This is a genomic window from Aeromicrobium phragmitis, assembly GCF_003674095.1.
GTDB classification, from domain to species: domain Bacteria; phylum Actinomycetota; class Actinomycetes; order Propionibacteriales; family Nocardioidaceae; genus Aeromicrobium; species Aeromicrobium phragmitis.
In genome coordinates, this window is record NZ_RDBF01000010.1 from 74,817 (window position 1) to 98,781 (window position 23,965).

At 69.0% G+C, this 23,965-nt stretch carries 20 protein-coding genes; 12 read left to right on the forward strand and 8 right to left on the reverse strand.

Annotated features, from left to right (window positions below):
• Positions 1–55 precede the first annotated feature (55 nt).
• The gene (valS, locus tag D9V41_RS12795) at positions 56–2,665 is read right to left on the reverse strand and encodes a valine--tRNA ligase (RefSeq protein ID WP_243697263.1); all 2,610 of its coding nucleotides are present in this window, start codon (positions 2,663–2,665) and stop codon (positions 56–58) included.
• A 121-nt stretch (positions 2,666–2,786) separates the two neighbouring features.
• Here valS and D9V41_RS12800 point away from each other — a divergent pair, with 121 nt between their 5' ends.
• The 4 genes from D9V41_RS12800 to D9V41_RS12815 are packed head-to-tail and all read left to right on the forward strand — an operon-like array spanning position 2,787 to position 6,020.
• Positions 2,787–4,133, forward strand: a complete 1,347-nt coding sequence (locus D9V41_RS12800; RefSeq protein WP_121794968.1) for a bifunctional folylpolyglutamate synthase/dihydrofolate synthase — start codon at positions 2,787–2,789, stop codon at positions 4,131–4,133.
• Positions 4,130–4,477 (forward strand): DUF4233 domain-containing protein, encoded by a 348-nt coding sequence (locus tag D9V41_RS12805; protein WP_121794969.1) that lies wholly within the window; start codon positions 4,130–4,132, stop codon positions 4,475–4,477. Before D9V41_RS12800 ends, D9V41_RS12805 begins: the two co-directional genes overlap by 4 nt.
• A gap of 39 nt (positions 4,478–4,516) precedes the next feature.
• Positions 4,517–5,164: a metallophosphoesterase family protein gene (locus tag D9V41_RS12810; RefSeq protein ID WP_121794970.1), complete on the forward strand. Its 648-nt coding sequence runs from the start codon at positions 4,517–4,519 to the stop codon at positions 5,162–5,164.
• A complete protein-coding gene (locus D9V41_RS12815; protein ID WP_243697264.1) occupies positions 5,157–6,020 on the forward strand; it encodes a ParB N-terminal domain-containing protein in 864 nt (287 codons plus the stop codon). The genes D9V41_RS12810 and D9V41_RS12815 overlap by 8 nt, the downstream gene beginning before the upstream one ends.
• Before the next feature lie 5 nt (positions 6,021–6,025).
• On the opposite strand, the gene D9V41_RS12820 is transcribed toward D9V41_RS12815, so the two are convergent.
• The 5 genes from D9V41_RS12820 to D9V41_RS12840 form a co-directional block, all read right to left on the reverse strand.
• Complete coding sequence (locus D9V41_RS12820) at positions 6,026–7,183, reverse strand: ABC transporter ATP-binding protein (RefSeq protein ID WP_121794972.1); 1,158 nt, start codon at positions 7,181–7,183, stop codon at positions 6,026–6,028.
• A 3-nt stretch (positions 7,184–7,186) separates the two neighbouring features.
• On the reverse strand, positions 7,187–8,029 hold the full coding sequence (locus D9V41_RS12825; protein ID WP_243697265.1) for a carbohydrate ABC transporter permease: 843 nt from the start codon (positions 8,027–8,029) through the stop codon (positions 7,187–7,189).
• Between the two features lies 1 nt (position 8,030).
• Positions 8,031–8,966, reverse strand: coding sequence for a carbohydrate ABC transporter permease (locus D9V41_RS12830; RefSeq protein WP_121794973.1), 936 nt, complete (start codon positions 8,964–8,966; stop codon positions 8,031–8,033).
• The gene (locus D9V41_RS12835; protein ID WP_121794974.1) at positions 8,963–10,285 is read right to left on the reverse strand and encodes an extracellular solute-binding protein; all 1,323 of its coding nucleotides are present in this window, start codon (positions 10,283–10,285) and stop codon (positions 8,963–8,965) included. Before D9V41_RS12835 ends, D9V41_RS12830 begins: the two co-directional genes overlap by 4 nt.
• 148 nt (positions 10,286–10,433) lie before the next feature.
• A complete protein-coding gene (locus D9V41_RS12840) occupies positions 10,434–12,116 on the reverse strand; it encodes a glycoside hydrolase family 13 protein (RefSeq protein WP_243697266.1) in 1,683 nt (560 codons plus the stop codon).
• Positions 12,117–12,159: 43 nt separating this feature from the next.
• Between D9V41_RS12840 and ndk the strand changes: the two genes are divergently transcribed.
• Positions 12,160–12,567, forward strand: coding sequence for a nucleoside-diphosphate kinase (ndk, locus tag D9V41_RS12845; protein WP_121794976.1), 408 nt, complete (start codon positions 12,160–12,162; stop codon positions 12,565–12,567).
• Positions 12,568–12,598: 31 nt separating this feature from the next.
• On the opposite strand, the gene D9V41_RS12850 is transcribed toward ndk, so the two are convergent.
• The gene (locus D9V41_RS12850; protein WP_121794977.1) at positions 12,599–13,225 is read right to left on the reverse strand and encodes a hypothetical protein; all 627 of its coding nucleotides are present in this window, start codon (positions 13,223–13,225) and stop codon (positions 12,599–12,601) included.
• Between the two features lie 82 nt (positions 13,226–13,307).
• On the opposite strand from D9V41_RS12850, the gene D9V41_RS12855 reads away from it, so the two are divergent.
• Positions 13,308–15,239 (forward strand): TIGR03960 family B12-binding radical SAM protein, encoded by a 1,932-nt coding sequence (locus D9V41_RS12855; RefSeq protein WP_121794978.1) that lies wholly within the window; start codon positions 13,308–13,310, stop codon positions 15,237–15,239.
• Positions 15,240–15,330: 91 nt separating this feature from the next.
• Here the strand turns inward: D9V41_RS12855 and D9V41_RS12860 are convergent, their stop codons facing one another.
• Complete coding sequence (locus D9V41_RS12860) at positions 15,331–16,524, reverse strand: MFS transporter (RefSeq protein ID WP_166376033.1); 1,194 nt, start codon at positions 16,522–16,524, stop codon at positions 15,331–15,333.
• A 74-nt stretch (positions 16,525–16,598) separates the two neighbouring features.
• Between D9V41_RS12860 and D9V41_RS12865 the strand changes: the two genes are divergently transcribed.
• The 6 genes from D9V41_RS12865 (at position 16,599) to proB (ending at position 23,716) form a co-directional block, all read left to right on the forward strand.
• The gene (locus D9V41_RS12865) at positions 16,599–17,375 is read left to right on the forward strand and encodes a TIGR03936 family radical SAM-associated protein (RefSeq protein WP_208006854.1); all 777 of its coding nucleotides are present in this window, start codon (positions 16,599–16,601) and stop codon (positions 17,373–17,375) included.
• 163 nt (positions 17,376–17,538) lie between these two features.
• Entirely contained in the window at positions 17,539–20,298 is a 2,760-nt protein-coding gene (locus tag D9V41_RS12870; RefSeq protein ID WP_121794980.1) for an Rne/Rng family ribonuclease, read from the forward strand.
• A gap of 84 nt (positions 20,299–20,382) precedes the next feature.
• On the forward strand, positions 20,383–20,691 hold the full coding sequence (rplU, locus tag D9V41_RS12875; protein ID WP_121794993.1) for a 50S ribosomal protein L21: 309 nt from the start codon (positions 20,383–20,385) through the stop codon (positions 20,689–20,691).
• A gap of 12 nt (positions 20,692–20,703) precedes the next feature.
• Positions 20,704–20,958 carry a 50S ribosomal protein L27 gene (gene rpmA, locus D9V41_RS12880; RefSeq protein WP_121794981.1) on the forward strand — a complete coding sequence of 85 codons (255 nt, stop codon included), beginning with the start codon at positions 20,704–20,706 and terminating at the stop codon, positions 20,956–20,958.
• 92 nt (positions 20,959–21,050) lie between these two features.
• Entirely contained in the window at positions 21,051–22,634 is a 1,584-nt protein-coding gene (obgE, locus tag D9V41_RS12885) for a GTPase ObgE (protein ID WP_121794982.1), read from the forward strand.
• Positions 22,631–23,716: a glutamate 5-kinase gene (proB, locus tag D9V41_RS12890; protein WP_121794983.1), complete on the forward strand. Its 1,086-nt coding sequence runs from the start codon at positions 22,631–22,633 to the stop codon at positions 23,714–23,716. Before obgE ends, proB begins: the two co-directional genes overlap by 4 nt.
• The last annotated feature ends 249 nt before the right edge of the window (positions 23,717–23,965 follow it).

Below are 23,965 nucleotides of genomic sequence, written 5' to 3' on the forward strand. Positions count from 1 at the left end.
TGATCGAGTAGCCGCGAGGAACGAGCGGCGTATCGAGATCACCAACAACACGCGCTCAGCTCTCGGCGAGCGTGGCCTCCACGGCGAGCTCCTCGCTCGATTCGTCGGCGGTCGTCGTGATCTCGCCGACCACGCGGCCGGCGGCCTTGACGTCCGACAACGCCAGCGCCAACGTCTCGAGAGCGCTCGGCGAACCGGCGACGGTCACGGCGGTGACCTCCGTGCGCTGGCTGACCTTGGCCACGGACTTGGCGCCGCGGATGCCTGCGAGCGCCTGCGCCGCGATGCCGAGCAGGTCCGGGTCCTGGGTCTCGACGGCGAGGTCGTTCTCGACGGTGGGCCAGGCGGCGCGGTGGATCGATCCCTCCTGCCACCAGGACCAGACTTCCTCGGTCACGTACGGCAGGAACGGCGCGAACAGCCGCAGCTGCACCGACAGCGCCAGCACGAACGTCGCCTTGGCGGATTCACCGGCCGCGTCGTTGCCGCGCGCCCGTTCCTTGACCAGCTCGAGGTAGTCGTCGCAGAAGTCCCAGAAGAACTTCTCGGTGACCTCCAGCGCCGACGTGTAGTCGAAGTCCTCGAAATGCTGTGTCGCGTCGGTGACGACCGACTGGAGCCCCGTGAGCAGCGCGCGGTCGAGCGGCTCGGTCACCTTGGCCGGGTCGAGGTAGGAGGCATCGGCGCCGAGCCCGAAGGCGTCCTGCGCCGCGAGCACGAACTTGCTCGCATTGAGGATCTTCATCGCCAAGCGGCGACCGACCTTCATCTGCGCCTCGTCGAACGGCGAATCGGCCCCGGGCCGGGCGCCGGCGGCGCGCCAGCGCACCGCGTCGGCACCGTACTTGCTGATGATCTCGTCCGGCACGACGACGTTGCCCTTGGACTTGCTCATCTTCTTGCGGTCGGGGTCGACGACGAAGCCCGACAGGGTCGCGTGCTTCCACGGCACGGTGCCGAACTCCTGGTGCGCGCGCACGATCGAGCTGAACAACCAGGTCCGGATGATGTCGTGACCCTGCGGGCGCACGTCCATCGGGAACGTCGTGGCGAACAGCTCCGGGTCGCGTTCCCAGCCGCACACCAGCTCGGGCGTCAGGCTCGACGTGGCCCAGGTGTCGAGGACGTCCGGGTCGGCGATGAAGCCGCCCGGCACGCCGCGCTGCGACTCGTCGAATCCGCGGGGAGCCTGCGAGGCCGGGTCGACGGGAAGTTCGTCCTCGGACGCGAAGATCGGGTTCTCGTAGTCCGGCTCGCCGTCGGCGTCGAGCCGGTACCAGACGGGGAACGGGATGCCGAAGAACCGCTGACGGCTGACGAGCCAGTCGCCGTTCAGTCCCTCGATCCAGTTGGTGAGGCGCGACTGCATGTACGCGGGAACGAAGGTGATCTCGTCGCCGCGCTTGATGAGTTCCTGCGCGAGGTCCGCGTCGCGGCCGCCGTTCTTGATGTACCACTGGCGCGTCGAGACGATCTCCAGCGGCTTGTCGCCGCGTTCGTAGAAGTTCGCCATGCGTTGCGTGGGCTTGGGCTCGCCGTCGAGGTCGCCGCTGTCCTGCAGCGCCTTGACGGTCAGCTCACGCGCGGTGAAGGTCGTCTTCCCGGCGAGTTCGGCGTACAGCTCGCGCCCGCTGTCAGTGGCGATCCACTCGGGCGTCTCCCGCAGGAACCGCCCGTCGCGTCCGATCACGGTGCGGTTGGGCAGCTGGAACTCGCGCCACCACTGCACGTCGGTCAGGTCGCCGAAGGTGCAGCAGTGGACGATGCCCGATCCCTTCTCCGGGTCGGCGGCGGTGTGGGCGATGACGGGGACCTCGACGCCGAAGATCGGCGAGGTCACGGTGCTGCCGAACAGGTGCTGGTACCGCTCGTCGTCCGGGTGGGCGATGAGCGCGACGGCCGCCGCGGTGAGCTCGGGGCGGGTCGTCTCGATGTGGATCGGTCCGTCCGCGTGGTGATACGCGACGCGGTAGAAGTGGCCGGGGTACTCGCGGGCCTCGAGCTCGGCCTGCGCCACGGCCGTCTGGAACGTGACGTCCCAGAGCGTCGGCGCGTCCTGGCTGTATGCCTCACCGCGCTTCACGTTGCGCAGGAACGCTCGCTGGCTCACGGTCTGCGCGTCATGGCCGATGGTCGTGTACGTCTGCGTCCAGTCGACCGACAGGCCGAGCGTGCGCCACAGCTGCTCGAAGACCTGCTCGTCGCGCTCGACGAGCTCGTTGCACAGTTCGATGAAGTTGCGCCGGCTGATCGGCACCTGCTTCGCCCCTTTGCCCCCTGAGCCGGCCCCCTTGCCCCCTGAGCCTGTCGAAGGGTTGGCCGGCGGCGTGAAGTCGGGGTCGTACGGCAGGGACGGATCGCAGCGCACTCCATAGTAGTTCTGCACGCGCCGTTCGGTGGGAAGGCCGTTGTCGTCCCAGCCCATCGGGTAGAACACTTCCTTGCCCCGCATGCGCTGGAATCGGGCCACGACGTCGGTGTGCGTGTAGCTGAAGACGTGCCCCACGTGCAGGGAGCCCGAGACGGTCGGTGGCGGCGTGTCGATCGAGTAGACCTCCTCGCGGGTCTTGCTGCGGTCGAAGCGGTAGGTGCCGCGCTCTTCCCAGCGCTGGGACCAGGTGGCTTCCAGGCCTTCGAGGACAGGCTTTTCGGGAACGGTGCTCACAATCGACCAGTCTACGGAAGCCGCCCGGGCGCGGGGGTGCCCTCCCTAGCGTCATACGTTCGGAGGGCTGGGACCCGCAAGACGTATGACGCTATGTAGGCGAGCGATACGCTGAGCGGTGATGACTCCCACCCTGCGCGAGGTCGAACAGGCCTTGCTTTCCCGCTGGCCCGAGACCAAGCTCGAGCCCTCGCTCGATCGCATCCGTGCGGTGTGCGAGCTGCTCGGCAATCCGCAGGACGCGGCGCCGATGATCCAGCTCACCGGAACGAACGGCAAGAGTTCCACGAGCCGCATGATCGACGCCCTCATCCGCGCGCTCGGTCTGCGTACCGGCAGGTTCACCAGCCCGCATCTGCAGCGCATCAACGAGCGGATCAGCATCGACGGTGAGCCACTGGGCGACGAGGAGTTCGTTCGCGCCTACGAGGACGTCGCGCCGTTCGCGGCCATGGTCGACGGCTCCCAGGAGCACCCGCTGTCGTTCTTCGAGACGATGGTCGCCATGGCCTACGCGGCGTTCGCCGACGCGCCCGTGGACGCCGCGATCGTCGAGGTCGGCATGGGTGGCAGCTGGGACGCCACCAGCGTGGGCGACGCCAAGGTCGGCGTCGTCACCCCGATCGCGCTCGACCACACGCGCTACCTCGGGTCCTCTCGGGAGGAGATCGCCGTCGAGAAGGCCGGCATCCTCAAGCCGGGCGGTCAGGGCGTGTTCGCCGCGCAGGAGCCCGAGGTGCTCGACGTGCTCATGCGCCGCGCGCTCGAGGTCGGAGCGCCCGTGGTGCGCGAAGGCATCGACTTCGGGGTCGAGTCCCGCGTCGCCGCCGTCGGCGGCCAGCAGTTCACCATCCAGGGGCTCGGCGCGCGATACGAGGACATCCTCCTGCCACTCCACGGTGCTCATCAGGCCCGTAACGCCGCGCTCGCCCTCGCCGCGGTCGAGACGTTCACCGGCGCGAAGGAGCTCGACGCCAACCTCGTCCGGGAGGCGTTCGGCACGGTGCGTACGCCGGGCCGCCTCGAGGTCGCCCGCCGTGGCCCCACCGTGCTCCTCGACGCCGCCCACAACCCGCACGGCGTCGCCACGATGCTCGAAGCCGTCACCTCGGAGTTCACCTTCAGCCCCCTCGTCGGCGTGCTCGGCGTGATGGAGGACAAGGACGTCGAGGAGATGCTGCGCGAGCTCGAGCCCGTGCTGGCGCTCGTGGTCTGCACGCAGAACACCTCCGACCGTTCGATGCCTGCCGTCGAGCTGGCGCAAATCGCCGCCGACGTCTTCGGCGAGGAGCGCGTGTCGCTGGCTCCGCGCCTCGACGAGGCGCTCGAGGAGGCCATCGCGCGGGCGGAGTCGGCCGAGGGGTTCGAGGATGCTGTCGGCAGTGGAGGCGTGCTGGTGACCGGCTCCGTGGTCACCGTCGGTGAGGCGCGCACCCTGCTCGGCGTCGAGGGGGAGGACCCGCGATGAAGCACATGGCGATGGCGGTCCTGTGCTTCGAGGCCGTCATCCTCGGGCTCGCGTCACCGGTCCTCATCATGGTCGAGAACGTGCCCGTGGCCCTCGGGCTCACCGCCGGGCTCGGCCTCGCCCTGCTGTGTCTGGTCGCCTGCGGGCTGCTGCGTGGCCCGGCGGGGGAGTGGCTCGGTCACCTCGTCCAGGTCGGCGCCGTCGGTCTGGGATTCCTCGCACCCGTCATGTTCTTCGTCGGCGGCATGTTCGCTGCCTTGTGGGCAGGGGCGATCCTGCTCGGGCGCAAGATCGAACGTGACCGTGCCCGCTGGGCGGCAGCCGAGGGCGAGCAGCCCGGCTGATCCCTCGGCGGTGCGCGCCGACGCGAGTAGGCTCGGACCATGGTCCGCGTGCTGGCCGTCGCCGATGAAGAGGTCCCGACCGCGGAGTCGCGCGTGCGCGGGCTCGACGTCGACGTGCTGTTCGCCGCCGGCGACCTTCCCTGGGACTATCTGGAGCTCCTCGCTGACCTGCTCGCCGTCCCGGCCGTCTTCGTTCCCGGCAATCACGATCCGGACACCGACACGGACGCTGCCCCCGAGGGGTTCTGTTCTGCCGACGGTCACGTGGTCGAGGTCGCGGGGCTGCGGGTGGCGGGGCTCGGCGGCTGCGTGCGTTACAACGACGGCCCGCACCAGTACACGCAAGAGGAGTACCGGGCGAGAACCCGCCGCCTGGTGGCCGAGGGACGCGGAGGCGTCGACGTCCTGCTGACCCACACGCCGGCGGCGGGCGTGGGCGACGAGACCGATCCGGCTCATCGAGGCATCGACGCCTTGCACGACGCCATCGCGGGCCTGACTCCGAGCTGGCACCTGCACGGCCACATCCACCCCTACGGTCTGCGGAAAGCCAGCCACCGGGTCGGAAACACCACGGTGCTCAACGTCATCCCCTGGACAGTGTTGGAGGTGGAGCCGCGCGACGCCGGCCCTGCCGCGCCACCGTCCGACGACACAGCAGAAGTGGAGGACCGTCATGGTGAGTGACTCTGGATCGCCTCGGGTCGACGCCGAGAGCGACTTCATGCGTGCTCGTCGGCATCAGGTGCTCTCCGCGCTCGCCGCCCGGGTCCGCGGCGGGGCGGAGGACGTCGTGCAGTCGATGTCGTTCGACGAGGTCGTGGCGGCTCTCGGCCGTCGGGCTGAGAACTACATCGGCACCAAGGTCATCCCGCTCGATGCGATCGTCGGCTCCGTCGACAAGACGCGCGACTTCGACCGCCGGTTCCGGCCGACGTCGGCTCGCAGCCGACAGCGTTGGGAGCGCCTTGCCCGGGCGAGCCGGACGGGCGAGGAGATCCCGCCGATCGATGTCTACCGGGTCGGTGACTACTACTTCGTGCGCGATGGGCACCATCGCGTCTCGGTGGCGCGCAGCCTCGGGCTCAAGGTCATCGAGGCCCGAGTCACCGCCATCGACACCCTGCTCACCCCGGTCGGCATCAACAGCCGCAGAGACCTGGAACGCAAGCATTGGCGCCGGATTCTGCTGGAGCGCGTGCCGTTCACCGGCGAGGCTCGCGCCGCAGTGGCCGTCGACGAACCCACGGACTACGGGGTCATCGCCGAGACCGTGGAGGCGTGGGCCGCGCGCACCATGCACGCCGAGGGCGCGTACATGGACAAGAAGACCATGGCGGACCGCTGGTACGCCGAGGAGTTCCTCCCCGTCCTCGAGATGATCGAGGAGGCGGGGGTGCGCGGCCCCGACGAGCGTCCTGCCGAGGCGTACCTGCGGATCGCGTGCGAGCGGTACCGGCTCATCCGCGAGCACGAATGGAACGCGGAGATCCTCGAGGCGGTCCGCGCCGCGAAGGGTCGCAGCCGCGGCCGCCCCCGCTGACGCCTTCAGAGACCGACGGTCAGGTTCTCCCCGGTCGAGGGGTCGAAGAGGTGGATCTTGTCGGTGTCGATGGACAGCCGGGCCTCGTCGTCCTCGCTGATGTGGCTCGACGAGTCGAGGGACACCACGAGCTGGGTGCGCAGCGAGTCGCTGTCGGATTCACGCGCCAGCTCGCGCAGTTGGTCCTGCACGTGAGGCTCCGCGTCGTAGGGGACGTACGCGTACTGCTGATCGCCGAGCCACTCGCGGACGTCGATGTGGGCGGTGAAGATCCGCGATTCGTCCGCGTCGACCTGCACGGAAGCGTCCTCGAAGTACTCCGGACGGATACCGGCCATCAGCAGGCCCTTACCTGCGGTGCGCTCCGCCTTGGCCGACGGCAGCGGGAACGTGCCGAACGGCAGCGTGATCTGATCTCCCTCCACGGTGGCAGGCAGGAAGTTCATCGGCGGCGAACCGATGAAGCCGGCCACGAACAGGTTGACCGGCTGTTCGTACAACTCGCGCGGCGACGCCAGCTGCTGCAGTTCGCCGCGCTTCATGACGGCCACGCGGTCGCCGAGCGTCATCGCCTCGGTCTGGTCGTGGGTGACGTACACCGTCGTGATGCCGAGGCGCTTCTGCAGACGGGCGATCTCGGTACGCATCTGACCGCGCAGCTTCGCGTCGAGGTTCGAGAGCGGCTCGTCGAACAAGAACGCCTTCGCATCACGCACGATCGCGCGTCCCATCGCGACGCGCTGGCGCTGACCACCGGAGAGTTGCCCCGGCTTGCGCTCGAGATGTTCGTCGAGGTCGAGGGTACGGCTGGCCTCGCGCACCTTCTCGTCGATCTCCTGCTTGCTGCGCTTCGCGAGCCGCAAGGGGAAGGCGATGTTCTCGTACACCGTCAGGTGCGGGTACAGCGCGTAGTTCTGGAAGACCATCGACAGGTTGCGGTCGCGCGGCGCGAGGTCGTTGACCCGTTCACCGTCGATCAGCATGTCGCCGGAGGTGATGTCCTCGAGGCCGACGATCATGCGCAGCAGCGTGGACTTCCCGCACCCGGACGGACCGACGAGGATCATGAACTCCCCGTCGGCGACATCGATGCTGACGTCGTTGACCGCAGGAAACCCGTCACCGTACTTCTTGACGATGTTCTTCATTTCGATGGTGGCCATGACTCAACCCTTCACTGCGCCGGCCGTCAGGCCGGCGACGATCTTGCGCTGGAATACGAGGACGAGGACGACGATCGGGACGGTGGCCACGACGGCACCGGCGGCCAGCAGCGAGGCCGGCCGGTTGAAGGGGTCGGCTCCGACGAAGAACGACAGCGCGGCCGGAATGGGACGGGCGCTCTCGGTCGAGGTCAGCGAGATCCCGAACACGAAGTCGTTCCACGCGAAGAAGAAGGTCAAGATGGCGGCGGTGAAGACGCCGGGCGCGGCGAGCGGCACGATGACCCGCCGGAAGGCCTGCCACGCGGTGGCGCCGTCGACCTGCGCGGCCTGCTCCATCTCCCACGGGATCTCCCGGAAGAACGCCGACAGCGTCCAGATCGCGAGGGGAAGCGTGAACGACATATAGGGGATGATGAGTCCCAGCCAGGTGTCGTAGATCCCCAGCGTGCGCCACATGTCGAACAGCGGGCCGACGAGGGAGACCACCGGGAACATCGCGATCACCAGCGCCGTGGTGAGTACGAACTTCTTGCCCTTGAACTCGAGCCGGGCCACCGCGTACGCCGTGAAGGTCGCGAAGGTCACCGACAGGACGGTGGCGATCAGCGAGATGCCGATGGAGTTGATGATGGCTCGGGCGAACTGTTCGTTCTGCAGCACGTCGATGTAGTTCTGCCAACCGGCGCCGCCGCCCTCGCTGGGGAAGAAGCCGGGGCTGCCGTTCGTCACGGCCTCCTGGGACTTGAACGACATGGACACGATCCAGAAGACCGGCAGCAGGCACCAACCGAGGATCAGGGCGAAGCCCGCTCCCATGCCGAGGCGGTTCAACCAGGTTCTCATCTCACCCCTCCTGCCGGGCGGACGCGAGGTCGACCCTGAATAGCTTGACGATCAGGTACGCCACGAGCAGCACCGAGAGGAACAGCAGCACCGACAAGGCCGACCCGATGCCCAACTGGAACTGCTCGATGACCTGCCGGTAGGTCAGGAACGAGATGGACTCGGTCCCGTTGGCGCCGGCGGTCATCACGAAGATGTTGTCGAAGATCCGGTAGGCGTCGAGTGCGCGGAACAGCACCGCCACCATGATGGCCGCGCGCATGTTCGGCAAGATGACCTTCCAGAGCCGTTGCCACCACGTGGCGCCGTCGACCTTGGCCGCCTCCAGCATGTCGTCGGAGACTTGCGCGAGCCCGGCGAGGAGGAGCAACGACATGAACGGCGTCGTCTTCCAGATCTCCGAGACCATGATCGCGATCATCGACGAGGGATATTCGCCGAACCAGTTGAAGTCGTCGCTCAAGAACGGCAGCCAGCCGTTGACGAAGCCATTGGAATTGGAGAACGCGAACTGCCAGGCGAAGCCCGAGACGACCGTGATGATGCCGTAGGGGATGAGGATCGACGTGCGGATGACCCCGCGCGCGAAGATCACCTTGTGCATCACCATCGCGAACGCGAAGCCGATCACGAGTTCGAAGATCACCGTGACGACCATGATCATCACCGTGTTGGCGGTGTCGCGCCAGAACAAGGAGTCGGTGAGCGCGGTCATGTAGTTGGCGAAGCCGACGAATTCGCGATCGTCCGGTGCGGTGAGCGAGTAGTCGAACAAGGAGAGGTACAGCGCTCGCAGCATCGGGAACGCCGTGACGAGCAGCATGAGCACGATGGCCGGGGCCACCAGCTTGCGGGCCAGACTGTTCTCCGCGCGGGTCCGGTCGGACGCGGTTGCGGTCCTGGTCCGGTTGGCGTCAGGGGCGATCGTGGTGCTCACAGCAGTGCCTCTCCACGTAGGACGGCGCGCAGGAACTCGGCGGAGCTCTGTGGCGTCGTGCTGGGATCGACCGCCCTCGGCGAGTGCCAGCGCGCCTGGACGGCGTTGGAGATTTGGCTGTAGAAGGCGCTCTTGGGGCGGGGTCCTCCGCTGTCGACGCTCTCGCTGAACAGCGTGAGGAGATCGGAGGGGTACGCTTCGGCCAGCTCGGGCGAGTCGTAGACCGACTGGCGCGACGGCATGAGCCCTTCGTTGACGGCGAGGGCGGTCTGCGCCTCCGGGCTGGTCACGCACACGGCGGCTTCCTGCGCGAACTCGGGGTGATCGGAGAACGCGCCGACTCCGATGTCGATGCCGCCGATCGGCGGCCGGGACTCCTCGCCCTCGACGGTCTGGGGATAGCGGGCCCACCCGAGGTCCTCGAACTCCTGCTCGTCGGCGGGGCCGCCGGAACTGCCGATGAGCCCCTCGTAGTTCTTGTAGACGAAGGTCCAGTTCGTCATGAACTCGCCCGCGCCCTCGTCCGGGTACATCGCGCCGAGACTCGTGCCCTCGTTGGAGGTGGTGAAGTCGGGCTGCGCCGCGGAGGAGTCGGCGAGCTTCTGGATGATCGCCGCCGCGCGTTCGCCGGCTTCGGAGTCGATCGTGACCTCGGCGTCGCGGCCGTCCTCGACGGTCTCCGGGTCGAGGATGTGGCCGCCGGCGCCCTGGATGAGGGCGTTGATCCACACGACGTACGCCTCGTACCGGTTGGCCTGCACGCCGACCGTCCCGTCGTTCTCGGCGGCCGCGTCGATGATCTGGTCCCAGGTGACCGGTTGGCTCATGTCGAGGCCGGCCGCCTCGGCGAGTGATTTGCGGTACCAGAGCACCTGGGTGTTGGCCCACTGCGGTGCCGCCACCACCTCGTCGTCCCAGACCACGGTCTCGGCCGCGCCCTCGAGCACGTCGTCGTCGAGGACCGTGTCGGCGAGCTCGCCCTCGAACGGGCTGAGCCACCCGGCGTTGGCGAACTCCGGCACGAAGACCGGGTCGAGGCTCATCAGGTCGGTCGAGCTGTCACTGGCCGCCAGGCGACGGGCGAGCTGCGTGCGCTGATCGGTGGCGCTGGCGGGGAGCAGCTGGATGGCGATGTCGTACTCGTCGGTGCTGCACTCCTCGGCCAGCTGATTGAGCGTCTCCTGGCCGTCGGGGTTGATGTACCAGTTGAGCGTCGGCTTGCCCTCGTCACCGGCACAGCCGGCGAGTACGGAGAGTCCGACGACTGCCGCGGTGGTGGCCCCGACTGCCCTGCGCCGCGTCGTACCCCGAAGTCTCATCTCACGCGTCCCATCGAAGCGCCCCCTTCAGTGGTTCCAACGATCTCGGCCGGGAGGTGACCGAGGTCACGGCGGTACCTCAACGTAAAGGAGAAGTCGACACCACGCAATGCGAAGGAGTTGCGACAACAGGCAGTCGCTCGCGGACTCAGGCGCGCGAGCTGATCCCCCCGGTGCCGGAGAGGTCCCCGTCGAGCCACACGGTGGTGTCCGGGAGGAGGTCACGCCGCGCGGGGCCGCTGGTCACCAGGACATCCAGCTGCGAGGGAAGCGCCAGCGGCGTGTCGCCGAGATTGGCGAGCACCGTGGTCGTGGTGCCGCCCGCCACGACGGCGAAGGCCACGACGTCGGTGCCGAATCCGCCGAGCCAGCTGAGCTCACCACGACCGAGTCCGCGGTCGCGCCGCAGCGCGAGCAGCGAGCGGTAGAGCTCGAACGTCGAGTCGGGGACGCCGCGCTGGCGGTCCACCGAGAGTTGCCCGTAGACCGCGGGCTGAGGCAGCCACGTCGCCCCGGTCTCGTTGAATCCGAAGGCGGGCCGGTCCGCCTCCCAGGGAACGGGGACGCGGCAGCCGTCGCGACCGACGTCGCCGTCATCGGAGCGCCAGAACGTCGGGTCCTGCCGGACGTCCGGTGGCAGCGTCGTGGCTTCGGGAAGGCCGAGTTCCTCGCCCTGGTAGAGGTAGGCGGCGCCGGGGAGCGCCAGCATGAGGGCGGTGGCGGCGCGAGCGCGTCGCAGCCCCAGTTCGGCGTCCGGCTGGGGATCGTCCGGCCCGATCCCGGGGATGACGGAGGTCGTCGTCTGCGGCACGGCGAGCCGGGTGGCGTGGCGCACGACGTCGTGATTGGACAGCACCCAGGTCTGGACGGCTCCGACGCTGCGGACGGCCTCGAGGGATCGCGTGATCGACTCGCGCTGGTCGGCCGCACGCCACGGGGTCATGAGGTAGCCGAAGTTGAAGGAGTGGTGGCACTCGTCGGGGCGAACGTAGCGGGCCAGTGCTTCATCGGGACGTACCCACGCCTCCGCGCACAGAAGCCGGTCGCCGTCGTACGTGTCGACGAGTCGGCGCCACGACCGGAAGATGTCATGGACCGCCGGCTGGTCCCACATGGGCTGCGAAGCGGTCGGGTCGACGGCCAGATCGTAGTCGTCGGGGGCGTCCGGGAAGCCCTCGGTCTTCACCATGCCGTGGGCCACGTCGATGCGGAACCCGTCGACACCGCGGTCCAGCCAGAAGCGCAGGATGTCCTCGAATTCGCTCCGGACTTCCGCGTGGGACCAGTCGAAGTCCGGCTGGCTCTCGTCGAACAAGTGCAGGTACCACTGGCCGGGGGAGCCGTCGGCCTCCGTGATCCGAGTCCAGGCGCTGCCGCCGAATTTGCTGCGCCAGTTGTTGGGAGGCGAGTCGCCGCCGGGACCGCGGCCGTCGCGGAAGATGTAGCGGGCCCGCTCGGGGCTGCCCGGAGCCGCGGCGAGGGCCTCCTGGAACCAGGGGTGATCGCTGGAGGAATGGTTCGGCACGAGATCGACGATGACCTTCAGACCCAGGGCGTGAGCGCGCTCGATCAACGCGTCGAAGTCGTCCAGCGTGCCGAATCGGGGATCCACGTCGCGGTAGTCGGCGACGTCGTACCCGGCGTCGCGCTGCGGCGAGGGGTAGAAGGGGGAGATCCACACCGCATCGACCCCCAACTCGACCAGATGGGGGAGCCGTGAGGTGATGCCGGGCAGGTCGCCCAGGCCGTCGCCGTCCGCGTCGGCCCAGGACCGCGGGTAGACCTGGTAGATGACGGCGTAGCGCCACCAGGGGCTCGGGGCAGAGGGCATGGGCATTGGTTCTCCTCTCGAGGCGGGCCGATAGATTCGGACCATGACACAGCGCACGCTCGTACTCATCAAACCCGACGCCGTCCGTCGCGGCTTGGTGGGCGAAGTCCTCTCCCGCTACGAGGCCAAGGGGCTGTCGCTCGTGGCGATGGAGCTGCGTTCGATCGACGAGCAGATGGCCGATGCGCACTACGCCGAGCACGTCGAACAGCCGTGGTACCCGCCGTTGCGGGAGTTCGCGGTCTCCGGGCCGCTCGTAGCCCTCGTGCTCGAAGGCGACGAGGCCATCGCGGTGGTGCGGAGCCTGAACGGCGCCACGGACGGGCGGGCCGCCGCGCCGGGCACGATCCGCGGTGACCTCTCCTTGTCCAACCGCGAGAACCTCGTGCACGCCTCGGACTCCGAGGAGTCCGCCGCGCGCGAGATGGCGCTCTGGTTCCCCGAACTCTGACCATCGGCGCCCTCTCGCGCCGCGGGACGGACTAGGCGTACGTCGGCGGCACGAGGTGGTGCACGACCTGGTGGAACTGCCCGCGCACGTCGTCGGGCAGCCAGATGACGTCGTGCGAGGACGACGCCAGATCGACGTCCTCTTGCAGGGTGACGACGTCGACGACCTGACGCGGGTGGTCGCGGCGCCGTTCTTCCAGCGCGACCAGCGAGATCCGGATGGTGACGCCGAACGGGTTGGGGTTGACCGCTCCGATGCCCCAGAACTCGCCCGGGTCGGCGGTGGCCTTCTGCTCGAGGTCGATCATGACGGTCGTGACCTCCTGCTCGAGCGCGGGATGGTCGATCTCCTCCGCGCCGGCGAGTTCGACCTCGACCGAGCGCACCTGATCGGCCCCCTGTCCGTCGAACCGGAGGACCTCGTGCAGCGATCCGCCGGCCGGAAGCAGGGCCTGTCCCGCATGCGATCCGTGGACGCCGCGCGTGGTCACGTGGGGGAGCTCGAGTCCATACACGTTGTGCGGCCGGAACCGCAGCGTCGGCATCACCGAGACGTCGGTGTTGTTGGTGATCGTCAGGGTCTGGTCGAGAGATCCGTCCGACGCGACCGGGACGTACCTGACCGTGAAGGGCTGTGACTTGCGCTGACGTCGTCTCACGAGGCGAGCCTAATGGGCCGTCGGCCGGGTGGTCCGCGGCTGGGTTTCGCTGCTCGTGGGACGACCGCCTACCCTGGAAGGCATGTCCGTTGAGTCCGTGTACGACCGCCTGGAACCGTTGCTGCCGAGCGTGAGCAAGCCGATCCAGTACATCGGCGGCGAGCTCAACTCGACCGTGAAGGACTGGGACGAGGCTCAGGTGCGCTGGGCGCTCATGTACCCCGACGCCTACGAGGTCGGCCTGCCCAACCAGGGCGTCCAGATCCTCTACGAAGTGCTCAACGAGCGCGACGGCATCCTCGCCGAGCGCACGTACGCCGTGCTGCCCGATATGGAGCAGGTCATGCGCGAGCACGGCATCGCGCAGTTCACTGTCGATGCGCACCGGCCGGTCGGCGCGTTCGACGTCCTCGGCGTCAGCTTCGCGACCGAGCTCGGCTACACGAACCTGCTCACCGCTCTCGACCTCGCCGGCATCCCGCTGCACGCGGTCGACCGCACCGACGACCACCCCATCGTGCTCGCCGGCGGCCACAGCGCCTTCAACCCCGAGCCCATCGCCGACTTCGTCGACGCCGCCGTCCTCGGTGACGGCGAGGAGGTCGTGCTGGCGATCAGCGAGGTCATCCGCGAGTGGAAGGACGAGGGGCGTCCCGGCGGCCGCGACGAGGTGCTCGCCCGGCTGGCGGCGTCCGGAGGTGTCTACATCCCGAAGTTCTACGACGTCGCGTACCTGCCGGACGGACGCATCGAGAAGGTCGCGCCCAACCGCGAGGGCATCCCGTGGACGGTGGCCAAGCACACGCTCATGGACCTCGACGACTGGCCGTACCCCAAGAAGCCGCTCGTCCCGCTCGCGGAGACCGTGCACGAGCGGTTCAGCGTGGAGATCTTCCGCGGTTGCACGCGTGGCTGCCGGTTCTGCCAGGCCGGCATGATCACCCGGCCGGTGCGCGAGCGTTCGATCCAGACGATCGGCCAGATGGTCGACAACGGCCTCAAGCAGTCCGGTTTCGAAGAAGTCGGTCTGCTGAGCCTCTCGAGCGCCGATCACTCCGAGATCGGCGACGTCGCCCAGCAGCTCGGTGACCGGTACGAGGGCACGAACACCTCCCTCTCGCTGCCGTCCACGCGCGTCGACGCGTTCAACATCACCCTGGCCAACGAGTTCAGCCGCAACGGCCGCCGTTCGGGTCTCACGTTCGCCCCCGAGGGTGGCAGCGAGCGTCTGCGCAAGGTCATCAACAAGATGGTCAGCGAGGAGGACCTGATCCGCACCGTCGCGGCCGCGTACTCGCACGGCTGGCGTCAGGTGAAGCTGTACTTCATGTGCGGTCTTCCCACCGAGACCGACGAGGACGTCCTGCAGATCGGCGAGCTCGCCAAGCGCGTCATCGAGACCGGGCGGGAGGTGTCCGGACGCAAGGACATCCGCTGCACCGTCTCCATCGGCGGCTTCGTGCCCAAGCCGCACACGCCCTTCCAGTGGGCCTCACAGCTCGACCACGAGACGACCGACGAGCGGCTGCGCAAGCTCCGCGAATCCGTCCAGAGCGACAAGCGCTTCGGCCGAGCCATCGGTTTCCGCTACCACGACGGCAAGCCCGGCATCGTCGAAGGCCTGCTCTCCCGCGGCGACCGTCGGGTCGGCTCGATCGTCGAGGCCGTGTGGCGCGACGGCGGTCGTTTCGACGGCTGGAGCGAACACTTCAGCTATGAGCGCTGGGCGACCAAGGCCGCCGAGGTGCTCGAGGGCACGCCGGTCGACCTCGACTGGTACACGACCCGCGAGCGCGACTACGACGAGGTCCTGCCGTGGGATCATCTCGACTCGGGCCTCGACCGTGAATGGCTGTGGGAGGACTGGCAGGACGCCATCGATCCCGAGGGAGCCACCGAGGTCGAGGACTGCCGCTGGACGCCGTGCTTCGACTGCGGCGTGTGTCCTGAGATGGACCTCGACATCCAGATCGGTCCCACCGGCCAGAAGCTGCTCCCGCTCTCCGTGGTCTGAAAAGACTCGTAGTAGCTCGGGTAGGTCACCTGAGCTTCACTGGCCGCTCGGGTCCCGTCACGTGCCGGTCGCCCTCATCCGCGGGAGGCGGTCACTTCCCGAGGCGGGACTCCAGCGGCGCGGAGCGGGCGATGAAGGTACCGGCGACCGCGATGATGACGGCAGCGCCGATGAGCACCATCAGCGGAGCGTCCCAGCTTCCGGTCACGTCGTGGAGCAGGCCGGTGCCGAACGGCGCGATCGCTCCGACGAGATAGCCGGGCCCCTGCGTCATCGCCGACAACGCGGTCGTCCCGGCCGCGGTCGTCGTCCGGTAGCCGATCATCGCGAGCACCCAGGAGAACGCTCCGCCGCCGAGTCCGAGCGTGACGGCCCACAGCACCGGGGCGGCGTCGGGGGCGAGGAGGACGCCGAGCCATCCCGCGATGGTCAGCACGCCGAAGCTCACCGGAAGCGCCGGGGTTGCTCCCCACCGACGGATGAGCCACGGCAGCGCCAGCGTCATCGGGATGCCCACAGCGGTCAACACACCGAGCATGAAACCCGCCGTGTCGGGCGCGACGCCCCCGTCGCTCAGCATCGCCGCGAACCAGCCGAACTGCGCGTAGGCGCCCCCGGACTGCGCGGCGAAGCACGCGAGCATCGCCCAGGTCAGCGGTGAGCGCGCCACCACGTGCAGCGGCAACGCCTCATCGCTCCTGAGCGAACTCTTGACGTCGTGACGCAGCATCCGCAGCCACGGGAGCAGCGCGACGACGGTCAAGGCGGCCCACATGCCGAGGGCCAGCCGCCACCCGCCGCCCGAATGTGAGACCGGCACCGAGATCGTCGAGCCGAGGGTCGCCCCGCCCATGAGCGCGGCGCCGAACAGCGCGCTGAGCAGCCCGATGCGATCAGGGAAGTGCACCTTGACCAGCGGTGGCAGGACGACGTTCCCGATCGCCGCTCCGGACAGTGCGAGGAACGACATCGAGAAGAACAGCCAGGGCCCGTCGGCGAGGACCCGCAACGCGATACCGCTCGCGATCGCGACGAGCGCGACCACCGTGGTCCGGTGCAGACCGAGGTGACGCACGATCGCATCCGTCCCCAGACCGAACACCGCGAAGCAGATCATCGGCAGCGTCGTGAGGAGACCGGCGGCGGTGGCGTTGAGCCCGAGGTCGCTCTGCAGGGCGTCCATGACGACCCCGACGCTGCTCACCGCCACGCGCAGATTCAGAGCCAGCAGGATGATCGAGGCGCCGACGAGGACGCGGCCCCGGGCGGACGGTGAGGTGGACATCGTCGCCATTCAACCCCGGCTGCTCGCCCGACCGACCACCAGGTCGTCGGGAACAACGCTCTAGGCTCGATCCCATGAGCAACGACGGCAGCAGGACGCTCGAGGGCACCCCGAATCCGGAGGCCCCCAACCCGCAGCTGCCCATCGTGCAGAAGCTGCGCATCCGTTACGCCAAGCGGGGCCGGCTCCGCTTCACGAGCCACCGCGACTTCGGCCGCGCCTTCGAGCGCGCGGTCCGTCGTGCGGCGCTGCCGATCGGGTACAGCTCCGGTTTCACCCCGCACCCCAAGATCTCCTACGCAGGCGCGTCCCCGACCGGTGCCGCGAGTGAGGCCGAGTACCTCGAGATCGGCCTCACCCGCGAACTGGAGCCGGCGTCGGTGCGCGACCGACTCGACGAGGCCTTGCCCGACGGTCTGGACATCCTCGACGTCGTGGCCGCCACGCCCGGCGCGCTCGCCGATCGCCTGGAGGCGAGCCATTGGCAGGTGCGCCTTCCCGGGCTCGCGCTCGCTGACGTCCATCAGGCCGTTTCCGCCTTCGAGCAGCGGGACGAAATCCTGGTCGAGCGCATGATGAAGCGCGGCCCGAAGACGTTCGACATCCGTGCCGCCGTGGTGTCGTTGCGCGCCGAGTCCGATCCCGATGAGGCGGCATGTGCGATACTGGACCTGGTCGTACGCCATGGCACACCGTCAGTACGACCGGACGACGTACTCGTCGGACTCCGTTCCGCGTGTGGACTGGCCACCGGGCAGACGCCCGTTGCGACTCGCCTGGCCCAGGGCCCGCTCGACCCGGAGACCGGCACGGTCGGCGATCCGCTCGCTCACGACCGCGACGCTTCTTGACCGAAGCCGACCGCGGCGGGCCGAGTTGGTCGTCGTAGTGACAGGCCGAACGCCGTCCGCCCCTCGATGCGAGGACGCATCGAGGTCGACGACAGACTTGTCGGTCCCGAGGGACCGTTGACCCCAGGCCCGGGGCGCTCGCGCGCCGGGCGAAGGAGAGCAGATGCTCGACGACGACACCACTGACAACTCAACCACGGACGAGAGCTCGACCGAGCCCACGGCGGCCCCCGAGAACGCGTCCACGACCTCGACGGTCACCAGCTCCACCCGGCGTCGCGGCGCGGGGCGCCCCGCCGGCCCTCCGGCCGCGCTGAACACCGACATCTTCGCCCCGCCCACGGCGGGCTCGGACGATCCCGAACCCGAGGCGGACGACACCGCGACGGCCGAGGAGGCCGCCGAGAAGGCTCCCGCCGAGGCCGCCAAGCCCGCCGCGGCCATCGCGGCGATGTTCCAGGCCCCGCCGGCCGAGCTGGCGCCGCCCAAGGCCAAGCCCAAGCCTGAGCCCGAGCGCACGGTCGAGGCCGACGACGACGACGCCGACGACGACGCCGAGGACGACGACTCGGCTCCCAAGCGTCGCCGCCGCAGCCGCGGCGGTCGTCGCCGCCGCAAGAACGGTGACGACGGCGATGAGGGCGAGGAGTCCAAGGACGCGGACACCGATCAGCACGATCTGGGCAAGCAGGCCGCGGAAGCCGACGACACCGAGGACGGAAACGGCTCCACCTCGCGTCGTCGCCGCCGCCGGGCGCGGTCCGGTGAGGATGCCGAGTCGACGTCAGACGACCCGGAGAACACGGTCGTCAAGGTCCGCGAGGGTCGCAGCGCGGAGGACGAGATCACCGGGGTGACCGGCTCGACCCGCCTCGAAGCCAAGAAGCAGCGACGGCGCGAGGGCCGCGAAGCCGGCCGGCGGCGCGCCCCGATCGTGAGCGAGGCCGAGTTCCTCGCTCGGCGCGAGTCGGTCAACCGAGAGATGGTCGTGCGTCAGCGTGACGACTACACGCAGATCGCCGTGCTCGAGGACAAGGTGCTCGTGGAGCACTACGTCGCCCGCGAATCGCAGGTCTCGATCATCGGCAACGTCTATCTGGGCAAGGTCCAGAACGTCCTGCCGAGCATGGAGGCGGCGTTCGTCGACATCGGCGCCGGCCGCAACGCGGTCATCTACGCCGGTGAGGTGGACTGGTCCAACGTCGAGAACGGCAAGCAGCGCAAGATCGAGGACGCGCTGCAGCCCGGCCAGACCATCCTCGTCCAGGTCACCAAGGATCCGATCGGTCAGAAGGGCGCACGGCTCACGAGTCAGATCAGCCTTCCCGGTCGCTTCCTCGTCTACGTCCCCGGCGGCGGCAGCAACGGCATCTCGCGCAAGCTGCCCGACTCCGAGCGCTCGCGGCTCAAGGGTCTGCTCAAGGAGGTGCTGCCCGACAACGCCAGCGTCATCGTGCGCACGGCGGCCGAGGGCGCCACGGAGGAGCAACTGACCCGCGACGTCCAGGCGCTCAGCGCGCGCTGGGAGGACATCGAGCGCAAGGTGGCGGCCGGCAAAGCTCCCGAGCTGCTGTACGCCGAGCCCGACCTGATGATCAAGGTCGTCCGCGACCTCTTCAACGAGGACTTCGCCAAGCTCACCGTGCAGGGAGACGAGGCCTGGGACATGGTCCAGGGCTACATCGGCCACGTCGCACCGGATATCGCCGATCGGCTCGAGCGCTGGGAAGGTGACAGCGACGTCTTCGCCGAGTACCGCCTCGATGAGCAGATCCACAAGGCCCTCGACCGCAAGGTGCACCTGCCCTCGGGCGGTTCGCTCGTCATCGACCGAACCGAGGCGATGACGGTCGTCGACGTCAACACCGGCCGGTTCACCGGCTCCGGCGGCAATCTCGAGGAGACCGTCACCAAGAACAACCTCGAGGCGGCCGAGGAGATCGTCCGTCAGCTTCGGTTGCGCGACATCGGCGGCATCATCGTCATCGACTTCATCGACATGGTGTTGGAAAGCAACCGCGATCTCGTCCTGCGCCGTCTGGTCGAGTGCCTCGGGCGTGACCGCACGCGGCACCAGGTCGCCGAGGTCACCTCGCTCGGCTTGGTCCAGATGACTCGCAAACGCATCGGCACCGGCCTGCTGGAGTCGTTCAGCCACGAGTGCGAACACTGCAAGGGCCGTGGAGTCGTCATCGCCGACGAACCGGTCGAGCCCAAGCGGGACGAAGCCCGTCGCCGGCGCGGTGGCCGCGGCGGTAAGGGCCGTGGCGGCAACGGCGACAAGCAGCAGGACGTGCCGAACGAGCAGAAGCCCGACACGAAGAGCGGGCAGAAGGTCGAGACCACGTCCGAGCAGGAGAGCGTCGTCGAGGGCAAGGCCGAGAGCGGCAAACGCAATCGGCGACAGTCCAAGCCCGCCGAGCCGCAATCCGGCGACGCGGCCGCGGACTCCGCGTCCGCGGAGCCGGCAACTCAGGACGAGCCTTCGGGCAGCGAGACCATCGCGGAGGCGACGGTCGAGGCGTCGAGCTCGGCCGAGCAGCAGGAGTCGCAGACGCCCGCACAGGCCCGCTCTCGCACGTCCCGCTCTCGGCGCAAGCCCAAGGCCGACCAGCCCCAGGAGCCGGCACCGCTGCCGCTCGATCAGCCGGAGGCCGCCGAGCCCCAGACCGTCGAGCAGTCGCCGGCCGAGACATCCGTCGCGGCCGATGCCGAAGCCCAGAACGCGGATGATGCCACGGCGGAGAGCGCTCCGATCGTCGTCACCCGCCCCAAGCGCACCCGTAAGCGGGCCACGCGGCCCGCGGCGGCGCCCGAGCCCTCGACGCCCGTCGAGGACTCGTCCCCGTCGAACTCCGGAGAGCAGCCGGCTCCGGAGGGTGAGACCGGCCCCGTTTTGACCGAGGATGGGTCGGGTCAGTAGAGTAGATAGTCGGTGCGCCCCGGCGCGCCGTTCTCGTGCGTGTCACACGCACCCTGAACAGACATTCGAGTGAGGAATCCCGTGGTGTACGCAATCGTGCGCAATGGCGGCGGCCAGGCCAAGGTCGCGGTCGGCGACGTCATCGAGATCGACAAGGTCCAGGCCACCGAGGGTGACAGCGTCACGCTCCCCGCGGTGCTGCTGGTCGACGGCGACCACGTGACGGCGGACGCCGACGCGCTCGCCAAGGTCACGGTGAACGCCGAGGTCGTCGGCGCCACCAAGGGCCCCAAGATCATCATCCAGAAGTACAAGAACAAGACCGGTTACAAGAAGCGCCAGGGTCACCGTCAGAAGTACACCCAGGTCAAGATCACCGGCATCGAGAAGTAAGGGTCGAGGGACATGGCACACAAGAAGGGCGCAGCCTCCACCAAGAACGGTCGCGACTCCAACGCCCAACGCCTCGGCGTCAAGCGTTTCGGCGGCCAGCAGGTCAACGCCGGTGAGATCATCGTCCGCCAGCGTGGAACCCACTTCCACCCCGGCGTCAACGTCGGTCGCGGCGGCGACGACACGCTGTTCGCGCTGTCCGCCGGTGCTGTCGAGTTCGGCACCAAGCGCGGCCGCAAGGTCGTCAACATCCTCCCGTCGGAGTGACGTCGCAGACTGACTCACATCGACGAGAAGGGGTAGTCCGCGCACGCGGACTACCCCTTTTCTCATTTCTCTCCCGCTGCTAAGGAGCATCCATGGCCATCCCGACCTTCGTCGACCAGGTGACGCTGCACGTCCAGGCCGGCAACGGCGGCCACGGGGTGGCGTCGGTCCACCGTGAGAAGTTCAAGCCGCTCGGCGGGCCGGACGGCGGCAACGGCGGCCACGGCGGCGACGTCATCGTGCGCGTCGATCCCGACGTCACGACGCTCATCGACTTCCACCACGAGCCCCACCGCAAGGCGGGCAACGGTGCACCGGGCGCGGGCTCGCACCGCAACGGTGCGAACGGCGACGACCTCGTCCTGCGCGTTCCCGACGGCACCGTGGTGCGGGGTCGCGACGGTGAGGTGCTGGCCGACCTCGTCGGCGCCGGCACCGAACTCGTCATCGCCGCCGGCGGGCGAGGCGGACTCGGCAACGCCGCCCTGGCGTCGAGCAAGCGCAAAGCACCGGGCTTCGCCCTCAAGGGCGAGCCGGGAGAGCAGCGCAGCGTCACCCTCGAGTTGAAGGTGGTCGCCGACATCGGCCTCATCGGCTTCCCCTCCGCCGGAAAGTCGAGCCTCATCGCGGCGCTGTCGCGGGCGCGCCCCAAGATCGCGGACTACCCGTTCACGACGCTCGTCCCGAATCTCGGCGTCGTGAAGGCGGGATCGACCACCTTCACGGTGGCCGATGTCCCGGGCCTCATCGAGGGCGCGAGTGAGGGCAAGGGCCTCGGCCACGACTTCCTGCGCCACGTCGAGCGCTGTGCCGCGCTCGTCCATGTGATCGACTGCGCGACGGTCGAGCCCGGCCGCGATCCGCTCACCGATCTGGAGATCATCGAGAACGAGCTGGCGCGCTACTCCGAACTCGCGGGCGTCGACCTGTCGGACCGCCCGCGCCTCGTCGCCCTGAACAAGGTCGACGTGCCGGACGCGGCGCAGATCGCCGAGTTCGTCCGGGCCGACCTCGAGGCCCGGGACCTCGACGTCTACGAGATCTCGGCGGCGAGCCACGCGGGGCTCAAGGAGCTGTCATTCGCGATGGCCGAGATCGTGGAGGCGCGCCGTGCCGCGGCGCCCAAGGTCGAGGCCACCCGGATCGTCCTGCGCCCACCCTCGCCGTCGGGTGTGGACCAGGAGTTCACCATCGAGCAGCGCGGCCGGCAGTGGCTCGTCCGCGGCGACAAGCCCCGGCGCTGGGTCCGCCAGACCGACTTCACGAACGACGAGGCGGTGGGCTTCCTCGCCGACCGCCTCAACCGCCTCGGCGTCGAGGACGAGCTGCTCGCCCGCGGCGCCCAGCCGGGGGACGACATCCTCATCGGCGACGACGACGATGCCGTGGTGTTCGACTTCGATCCGACGATCACGGCCGGGGCCGAAGTGCTCGGTCGGCGCGGCGAGGACCTGCGGTTGGAGCAGAACACCCGGCGCACGACGCGCGAGCGCCGCGAGCGGCTGGCCGCGAAGCGCGCCTGGGAGATCGAGGCCAGGGCCGCGCGGGAGCGCGGCGAGGCTCCGCCGCCGCGGCCCGAGGGACTCGACGAGTTCGACGACGAGGACGATGACGACGACCTTCTCGACTGGTCCGCGGAGGAGGTCTACGACCTGGACGAGGGGGACCGGCCGTGAGCCGGATCGTCGTCAAGGTCGGGTCGTCCTCGCTGACGACGCGCGACGGTCACATCGACCCCGACCGCATCGGCACCGTGGTCGACGCGGTCGCCGACGCCCGTTCCGCCGGGGACGAAGTCGTCCTGGTGAGTTCCGGCGCGATCGCCGCGGGTCTCGGTCCGCTGGGGCTGAGCACCCGCCCGCGCGATCTTGCCACTCAGCAGGCGGCGGCGAGCGTGGGTCAGGGCGCCCTCGTGGAGTTCTACGGGCGGCGCTTCGCCCACCACGGGCTCCGGGTCGGGCAGGTCCTGCTCACGCTCGACGACGTCACGCGGCGCAGCCACTACCGGAACGCCCACCAGACGTTCGCCAAGCTGCTGGAGCTCGGTGTCGTGCCGATCGTCAACGAGAACGACACGGTCGCGACGAGCGAGATCCGGTTCGGCGACAACGACCGGCTCGCCGCTTTGGTGTCACACCTCGTGCACGCCGACGAGCTGGTGCTGCTCTCGGACGTCGACGCGCTCTATACCGGGCATCCGGATCTCCCCGACTCGCGCCGGATCGAGGTCGTCGGGGGAGAGGACGATCTTGCGGGCGTCGACGTCAGCCGGGTGGGTTCCGCCGTCGGCACCGGCGGGATGGTCACCAAGGTGGAGGCCGCGCGTATCGCCACGGCCGCAGGTATCCCCGTCGTGCTCACGAGTGCGGCGCTGGCGGGCGAGGCGCTGCGCCACGGGGCCGTCGGCACCCGCTTCGAGCCGACGGGCAAGCGCCGGTCCACGCGACTGCTGTGGCTCGCGCACGCGAGTGAGACCAAGGGACGGTTGACCCTCGACGACGGCGCCGTCCGGGCCATCGCCGAGCGCAAGGCGTCCTTGCTGGCCGCTGGCGTCACCGCTGTGGACGGAACGTTCACGGCCGGCGACCCGGTCGACCTCGTCCGCCTCGACGGCACCGTCGTCGCTCGCGGTCTGGTCAACTTCGATGCTCGCGAGCTGCCGACGATGGTCGGACGCTCCTCGCATGAGCTCGTCGAGCTGCTCGGACCCGAGTACGAGCGCGAGGTCGTCCACCGCGACGATCTGGTCGTCCTTTGACGAATCGGACTGCGCTTCCAGGTCGTATCGACAAAGGGGTACCCCCGGTTTGACGGCCTTTGAAGGGCCCATGTAATGTAGTTCTTGTTGCTGAGGGCGACGGAGCGCAAGGCCGGAAGGCGGGGCGCTCGGCCTCGGGAGCCACCTCTACCGAAACGGTTAATGCCGGCGTGTTGCTGGAGACTGGCCGCTGAAAACGGGGGGTGGGGCTGTCTGGTTGGGCGGGTTTGGTCCTGCTTGGCTGGGGGT